At 72.1% G+C, this 6348-nt stretch carries 5 protein-coding genes, 1 pseudogene and 1 riboswitch; of the genes and pseudogenes, 3 read left to right on the forward strand and 3 right to left on the reverse strand.

Features of this window, described 5'->3' with window-relative positions; translation table 11 throughout:
* The first annotated feature begins 122 nt into the window (after positions 1-122).
* A riboswitch (SAM riboswitch) is annotated at positions 123-239 on the forward strand.
* A 162-nt stretch (positions 240-401) separates the two neighbouring features.
* The 3 genes and pseudogenes from O3Q52_RS46870 to O3Q52_RS46880 all read left to right on the forward strand — a co-directional run bounded on the left by O3Q52_RS46870 (position 402) and on the right by O3Q52_RS46880 (position 2631).
* A complete protein-coding gene (locus O3Q52_RS46870; RefSeq protein WP_269654577.1) occupies positions 402-1775 on the forward strand; it encodes an aminotransferase class V-fold PLP-dependent enzyme in 1374 nt (457 codons plus the stop codon).
* A 113-nt stretch (positions 1776-1888) separates the two neighbouring features.
* Positions 1889-2377 (forward strand): annotated as a pseudogene (locus O3Q52_RS46875) (serine/threonine-protein kinase); the annotation flags it as partial.
* A gap of 8 nt (positions 2378-2385) precedes the next feature.
* Complete coding sequence (locus O3Q52_RS46880; protein ID WP_269654578.1) at positions 2386-2631, forward strand: hypothetical protein; 246 nt, start codon at positions 2386-2388, stop codon at positions 2629-2631.
* Positions 2632-2666: 35 nt separating this feature from the next.
* On the opposite strand, the gene O3Q52_RS46885 is transcribed toward O3Q52_RS46880, so the two are convergent.
* The 3 genes from O3Q52_RS46885 to O3Q52_RS46895 form a co-directional block, all read right to left on the reverse strand.
* Complete coding sequence (locus tag O3Q52_RS46885; protein ID WP_269654579.1) at positions 2667-3845, reverse strand: glycerate kinase; 1179 nt, start codon at positions 3843-3845, stop codon at positions 2667-2669.
* Between the two features lie 46 nt (positions 3846-3891).
* Positions 3892-5310, reverse strand: coding sequence for an SLC13 family permease (locus O3Q52_RS46890; protein ID WP_269654580.1), 1419 nt, complete (start codon positions 5308-5310; stop codon positions 3892-3894).
* Positions 5311-5490: 180 nt separating this feature from the next.
* Positions 5491-6153, reverse strand: a complete 663-nt coding sequence (locus O3Q52_RS46895) for a response regulator transcription factor (protein ID WP_269654581.1) — start codon at positions 6151-6153, stop codon at positions 5491-5493.
* Positions 6154-6348 lie beyond the last annotated feature (195 nt).

Raw genomic sequence — 6348 nt, forward strand, 5'->3', positions numbered from 1 at the left:
GGGCAGTTTCTCGCGCCCCTGAAAAGGGGCGCGGGGAACTGCGCAGTCTTTGGCCTCTCCGGCCGTCCCGGTATCCGGACGCGGGGGTTGCGGTCGGATCATCGTGTGGCAAGATGCAGGCAGGTCATGAGCGACAGCCATCAGGCCCCGGCCGGCTGTCCGGCAACCCTCCGTCCGTGGCGGGGTGCCCCGGGTGAAGACCAGGCCGTAGGCAGTGAGGTCTACGGCAAGCGCGGACCCCTCGCATCACCAGGGGTCCTGGTCGTCCGAGGGAGCCTTCTGTGAGCAAGCGAATGCGATAGGGCGTAGAGCCCCGCCTCCGCACACCCCTTTTCACCTTCACCCACGCTCGAGCCGTACCCGCTCGTGTGGTGTTCCCGCCTGCCTCACAGGAGTTCGCCATGTCTGTTTCCACCGCTGCCGCCGACCGGACCGTCTGCCGTGACACCTCCGGATCGCTGCCCGTTCTGGGGCGGGACGTCACCGTCCCGCTCGTCACCGGTGGCGAGGTCACCTACGCCGCGCTCGACTACGCCGCCAGCGCCCCGGCCCTCCAGCGGGTGTGGGACGACGTGGCCGCGTACGCCCCGTACTACGGGAGCGTGCACCGCGGGGCCGGGTACCTCTCCCAGCTGTCCACCGACCTGTTCGAGAACGCCCGCAGGACCGTCGAGGAGTTCCTCGACTGCCGCGACGGCGACCAGGTCGTCTTCACCCGGTCCACCACCGACTCGCTCAACCTCCTCGCAGCCGCCCTCCCCGCCGACTGCCAGGTCTTCGTCTTCGAGACCGAGCACCACGCGTCCCTGCTCCCGTGGCGGGACGCCCGCGTCACCTACCTCAACGCCCCGCGCACCCCGGGCGAGGCCGTCGCGACGCTGGAGCGGGCACTCGCCGAGCGGGACCCCCAGGGGCCGGCGCTCGTGTGCGTCACGGGCGCCTCGAACGTCACCGGCGAGCTGTGGCCCGTACGGGAACTGGCCGCCGCCGCCCACGCGCACGGCGCCCGGATCGTGCTCGACGCCGCTCAGCTCGCGCCCCACCACCCCGTGTCCGTACGGGAGTTGGACGTCGACTGGGTCGCCTTCTCCGGGCACAAGCTGTACGCGCCCTTCGGGTCCGGTGTCCTCGCAGGACGCGCCGACTGGCTGACCGCGGCCGAGCCGTACCTCGCGGGCGGGGGCGCCTCGCGGAAGGTCTCACGGCGGGTGGACGGCGGCGTCGACGTCGAGTGGCACGAGAGCGCCGCACGGCACGAGGCCGGGTCGCCCAACGTCATCGGCGCCTACTCCATCGCCTCCGCCTGCAAGGCCCTCACCGAGGCCGGCTTCGACACGCTGGTCGCCCGGGAGCAGCACCTGATCGACACCGTCCGGACCGGTCTCGCCGAGGTGCCCGAGGTACGTGTCCTCTCCCTCTTCGGCGACGACGCGCCCCGCGTCGGCGTCATCTCCTTCGTCGTCGAGGGCTGGAACAGCTCGCACTTCGCCGCCGCGCTCTCCGCCGAGTACGGCATCGGGGTCCGCGACGGCCTCTTCTGCGCCCACCCCCTCGTCCGTACCCTCCTCGGCACCGACCCGCAGACCCAGGGCGAGTGCGGCGCCCCCGAGGCGGCACCCGGCGAGAAGTCCCTCAACGCGATCCGCGTGAGCTTCGGCGCGGGCACGCCCGACGAGCACGTCGAGCGGTTCGTCCGGGCCGTCAAGGAACTCGTGAGCGACGGCGCGAAGTGGAACTACCGCACGGTGGAAGGGCGTTGCGTCCCGGCGGTGTGACCCGCCGGGCGGTGTCCCACGCGACCGTTCGCGCGCTGCCCTGACGCGTATCCCGCGTATACGCTCCTTTTGTACGGCCGTTCGGATCGCACGACCGGACAGGGGAGCAGGGGGTGCAGGCGCTGCGCGAGACGGATCCTCGGCGGATCGGGCCGTACACGGCCCTGGGCAGGCTCGGCGCGGGAGGCATGGGCGAGGTCTATCTTGCCGAGTCGCCCACCGGTCTGCGGCTGGCCGTCAAGGTGGTGCGGGCCGAGCACGCCGAGGACCGTACCTTCCGTGCCCGGTTCCGCCAGGAGGTGCGGGCGGCGCAGACGGTCGGCGGGGCCGGGACGTACACCGCTCGGGTGGTCGACGCGGACACCGGGGGCGAACGGCCCTGGATGGCCACGGAGTTCGTCGACGGGCCGAACCTGCGGGATGCCGTCCTCGACCACGGCCCGCTGCCCGAGGAGGCGGTGTGGGTGCTGGCCGCCGCTCTCGGTGAGGCGCTTGTCGCGATCCACGCACAGGGAATGGTCCACCGGGACCTCAAGCCGTCGAACATCCTGCTGGCCGCGGACGGTCCGCGGGTCATCGACTTCGGGATCGTACGGGCCCTGTATGGACAGTGCGGGGCAGCGGTGACCTGAAGCACTACAGCGCCCCCACCGTCCATGACGGTCTCGTCCACGCGTTCCTCGGCCGGACGCTGTACGTGGTGGACCGCGACGGCGAACAGAAGTGGGCGCTGGCCTTCTCCGAGTCGTCGGGGGCGGCAGCATTCCAGCAGGTGGTCGACGCCCGCCCCCGAAGTGGGGTGCGCGTGTACGCGGGCACCCGCAACGGCATCGCCGCCGTCGACATGCCCGGCTAGCCACGCACCCCGGCCCGCACACTCCCGCCTTGCCCTCACACACCCGCCCCTCGTGGCAGCCCCGCCCCCAGCAGGATCATCCGCAGGGCGCGCTCGGTTGCGTCGGTGAGGAGTTCGGAGGCTCGTACGAGGGCTTCGGCCAGGGCCATCGGAGCGGGGAGGATGCCGGTGAAGGCGTCCACGCCCGGGACCGTGTGGGCGCCCTCGCCGAGGGTGCCCGCCAGGGCGAGGACCGGGCGTCCGTTCAGCTTGGCTCGGCGGGCCACCTCGGCCGGGACCTTGCCGCGCGGGGTCTGGTGGTCCAGGGCGCCCTCGGCGGTGAGGACCAGGTCGGCGCGGGCGAGGCGGGCGTCCAGGTCGAGGTGGTCGAGGAGCACCTCGAAGCGGGGGAGGAGGCGGGCGCCGAGAGCGGCGAGGCCCGCGCCCAGGCCGCCGGAGGCACCCGTACCGGGGCCGCCGTACAGGTCGCAGGTGACCGGGAGGTCCCGGGTGAGGACGTACGCCCAGTTCTCCAGGCCCGCGGACAGTTCCTCGACCTGCGCGGGGGTCGCACCCTTCTGCGGGCCGAACACGCGGGCGACTCCGCGCTCACCGCACAGCACGTTGTACGGGTTGCAGGCGACCAGCAGTTCCGTGTGGGCGAGGCGGGGGTCGAGGCCCTTCGGGTCGATGTGGTGCAGGCGGGTCAACTCCCGTCCCCCTTGCGGGAGTTCGAAGCCGTCCTCGTCGAGGAGGCGGGCGCCGAGCGCCTGCAGGGCTCCGGCGCCCCCGTCCGACGTGCCCGAGTCGCCGCATCCGACGAGGATGCGGCGTACGCCCGTGTCGAGCGCGGCGCGGATCAGTTCGCCGACGCCGTACGTGGTGGTGGCGCCCGGATCACGCAGGCCGTGCGGGACGAGGGAGAGGCCGGCCACCGCGGCCATCTCCACGACGGCCGTGTCGGCGGAGCCGAGGTCGGATCCGGTGCCGAGCAGCGCGAAGTGGGTGCCCACGGGCTCGCCGAGCGGGCCGGTGGCGGGCAGGGCGACCAGCCGGCCCCCGGTCGCCGAGGCCAGGGCCCGGGCCGTCCCCTCGCCGCCGTCCACCAGGGGGATCAGGTCGACCTCGGCGTCCGGTACGACACGGCGTACGCCCGCCGCGATGGCGTCGGCGGCGGCCTGGGCGGACAGGGACTCCTTGAAGCCACTGGGGGCGACGGCGAAACGGGTCAGCATGAGAGGGGCTCCTTGAGGGCTTTGCGGCTGGGACGGCTTCCGGGCTTCAGGGCTTCAGGACCGGGACGCCGAGCAGCGGCCACACGGTGAGGGCGAAGAGCAGGACGAGCGTCGCCGTCAGCGGGGCGAGAACCGCGGACAGACGCAGCAGGTCACGAGGGGTGTACGTCGGTGTGCCGGGTATCTCGGCGAAGAGCGTGACCGGCTTGGCCGAGGCCGGGAGCGTGTGGCAGAAGCCCGCCGCGGCCGTGGACGCCAGCGCGGCCGCGACCGGGTTGACCCCCGCGCCCACCGCCGCCGCGACCACCAGCGGTACAAGGACGGACGAGCGCGCCGAACGGGACTGCAGGACCAGATGGGCGGCCGTGCTCACCGCGACGACGAGCGCGAGGAACAGCCACGGGTCGACGTCGGCCGGCAGCCCGGACACCAGCCATCCCGCCGCCCCCGAGTCCGCGAGCGCGACGCCCATCGCCATCGTCGCCGCCATGAAGAGGAGCAGCGACCAGGGAACGGTCTTCAGGGCGTCCTTCAGGCCCACGGTTCCGAGCGCGGGCGAGGCCGCGACGACCGCGCCGATCAGGGCGACGACCGCGGGGGACACCTGGTGGAGGGGCTCGCTGCACCACAGCGCGACCACCGTGGCGAGCAGCAGCGCGCAGCGCGACTCGGCCGGAGACCAGGGGCCGGTGACGGGCTGCTCGCTGTGCTGCTGGATGTCATCGGCCGTGATCCGTACGGGAGTTCGGCGGTCCGCGCGCCGAGTTGTCGTCAACAGCACGGTCTCGGCGGCCAGATGGGAGGACGCCACGGCCAACGGCAGTCCGAGCAGCAGCCACTGAGTGAAGTCGATACGGTCCCCGGTCGTCTCCCACAGCACCGACACCGTGATCAGATGCGCACCCGCACCGATCAGGGTCGCCACCGCCGACAGCAGGATCACGGTCGGAAAGAGCAGCGCCAGCATCACGACCAGTCGCTTCCGGTCGGCCAGCACCTTGGCGAGCGCGAGGAACACCGGCAGCGCGAGCGCGGCCCGTCCGGAGGTGGCGGGCACCGCGAAGGCCGTCACGACCAGCGCGGCCGTCGTCAGATGCACCAACTGCCGTACGCTGCGCGCCCCACCCACCAGGAAGGCCGCCGCCCGCCCCGCGAGCCCCGTCCGGGCCACCGCGGCCGCCAGCACGAACGCACAGATCAGCAGCCAGACCGTCGAGTCCCCGAGCGTGCCGAAGAGCGTCTCACTGCTGATCACACCCGTCACCGTGAGCGCGAGACCCGCGCCCAGGGCGATGTACGTGTCGTCGATGGGCGTACCGATCCACGCACAGGTAGCCAGCGCGAACACGGCCAGTGTCAGCCGCGCGTCACCACCGAGCCCGGGAAAATTGCCGGGCACGATCAGCAGGGCACAGAGACTCAGGGCCACACAGAGAGCGGCGGCTTGCCGAAGATTCAGACTCACGACATTCAGAGTTCAGCGGGGCGGTGAGCCTCCAATGAGCCCCAGATGAGGGAACCTTCACGCACCAGGCAGGGCGCGCTCTCTCAGGGGCGCGGGGCTGTGACATTGTGCGGCTCCGCCGCGGGGCGCGACAAGCCACGTCCGGCCCGCAGCCGACAAGCAACCTCTGCGGCGGAACACTCACACGGGGAGCCGATACCCCATCCCTCGCACAGTCTCGACCCGCTCGGCCCCAAGCTTCTTCCGAAGCGAACGCACGTACACATCAACGATGTTGGACCCGGGATCGAAGTCGTACCCCCACACATGCGACAGGATCTGCTCACGCGACAGAACCTGCCCCGGGTGCCGCAGAAACAGCTCCAGCAGCACGAACTCACGGGCCGTCAGGTCAACCACCCGCTCGCCCGCGCGAGCCCGCCGCGTACGCAGATCCAGCGTGAGGTCACCACCGCGCAGCACGGTGACCTCAGGAACCCCCGCCGCCGTACGCAGCCGCAGCCGCACCCGCGCGAGGAGTTCCTCGAACCGGAACGGCTTGGTCATCCAGTCGTCGGCGCCGCCCTCCAGACCCGCGACCGCGTCGCGTACGGAGTCCCGGGCGGTCAGCACGATCACCGGGACCGTCACCCGGGCCTCGCGCAGTTCGCGCAGCACGGTGAACCCGTCCCGGCCGGGCAGCCCGATGTCCAGGATCACCAGGTCGAAGCCGCCGGTCAGCGCGTACTCGTAGGCCGAGTCGCCGTCCGCGACGACGGTCGTGGTGAAGCCGCCCGCGCGCAGCCCCTTCTCGACGAAGGAGGCGATGCGCTCCTCGTCCTCGACGATCAGGATGCGCTTCATGTCCAACGGGCCTTTCCGGTACGGGCGGTACAGGCAGTACGGGTGGTGCGGGTGGTACGGGTGTTCATGCGCGGTCCGTCTCAAGGAGCAGGTCCGGCACCGAGGCGAGCACGACGACGAAGGTGGCCCCGCCGCCCGGGGTCTGCCGCAGCCCGACCTTCCCGCCCCGGTGCCCCTCCGCGATGGCCCGCACGA

It is taken from the genome of Streptomyces sp. ActVer, assembly GCF_027270795.1.
Classification (GTDB): domain Bacteria; phylum Actinomycetota; class Actinomycetes; order Streptomycetales; family Streptomycetaceae; genus Streptomyces; species Streptomyces umbrinus_A.